The following is a 1,349-nucleotide window of genomic DNA, read 5'->3' on the forward strand; positions in this document are numbered from 1 at the left end:
GACCATTCGCACGACAAGCCCGGGACATTGCCGCGGTTCGATGCGCCCGTGCCACCCGGCGCCGCGCAACATGCGCTCGCGCTTCAGGACCACACCCGGGGCGGTGTCCCTTCCACCCTCGATCGACCGCCGAGACCGTCCGACACCGCGTGATCACACGCCGTCTCCATGACGGCATGGCACCTTACGGACAATCGGAACCAACCATGCAAGACCCTTCCGTCGAAGGTCGTCTCGAGTCGCGCCACGTGATCCGGTCGACGCTTCGCACCCCCATGCTCGCGCTTCTCCTGGCGACGACATGGGGCACGACAGCTCTCGCGCACGGCGTTGCCGCCGGCGACCAGGGCTACATCCAGGAGATCACCGGGGTGAACCTCATCGCCTTCATGTATCTCGGCGCCAAGCACATGGCGACGGGCTACGACCACATCCTGTTCCTGCTCGGCGTGATCTTTTTCCTCTACCGGATGAAGGACATCGGCATCTACGTGACCCTCTTCGCGATCGGTCACTCCACGACGATGCTCCTCGGCGTCTATTTCGATGTGGGATTCAACAGCTACATCATCGACGCGATCATCGGCCTGTCGGTCGTCTACAAGGCGCTCGACAACATGGGGGCGTTCCAGCAATGGTTCGGCTTCCAGCCGAACACCAAGGCCGCGACGCTGATCTTCGGCTTCTTCCACGGGTTCGGTCTGTCGACCAAGATCCTCGAATACGACATCTCGCCGGACGGTCTGGTGCCGAACCTCCTCGCCTTCAATGTCGGCGTCGAGATCGGCCAGCTCCTCGCCCTTGGCGCGATCCTCATCGTCATGGGCTTCTCGCGCAGAACGCCGAGCTTCTTCCGACACGCCTACACCGCCAACGTCGTCATGATGGCCGCCGGATTCGTGCTCTTCGGCTATCAGGTCGCCGGCTATCTCGTCGCCTGACACCCCCTCAACTCAAGGATACCGACACATGTACAACACCGACATGCCCACCCGCGCCGAGCTTCCCACCACGCGGAAGCTCCTGCGCTCGACCGCCATCGCGGCTGTCACCGCCACCGCGATCCTCGTCGCGGTCGTCCTGCCCGCCGAGTACGGGATCGATCCGACCGGGGTCGGATCGGCGCTGAACCTTACGGAGATGGGCGAGATCAAGATGCAGCTCGCGGCCGAAGCCGAGGCCGATGCCGCCATGGACGCGGTAGCCCGTGCCGCCCCGGCGACCGGTGCCAACGCGGCGCCGCTTCCGCCTGCCGCCGTCGGCGTGGTTCCGCCTCCCGTCGCCCCGCTGGCTCCGCCCGCACCACCGGCCCCGCCCGCTCCGGAGCGGCAGTCCAGCATCCTCGGCGC

General features: G+C 65.8%; 1 protein-coding gene and 1 pseudogene. Both read left to right on the top strand.

What is annotated here, in order from left to right; genetic code table 11:
* Positions 1-275: 275 nt before the first annotated feature.
* Positions 276-941 (top strand): HupE/UreJ family protein, encoded by a 666-nt coding sequence (locus VQ042_RS25570; RefSeq protein ID WP_331823047.1) that lies wholly within the window; start codon positions 276-278, stop codon positions 939-941.
* 28 nt (positions 942-969) lie between these two features.
* Positions 970-1,349: pseudogene (locus VQ042_RS25575) on the top strand (hypothetical protein); the annotation flags it as partial.

Origin of the sequence: Aurantimonas sp. A2-1-M11 (assembly GCF_036549475.1) — a bacterium.
Taxonomy (GTDB): domain Bacteria; phylum Pseudomonadota; class Alphaproteobacteria; order Rhizobiales; family Rhizobiaceae; genus Aurantimonas.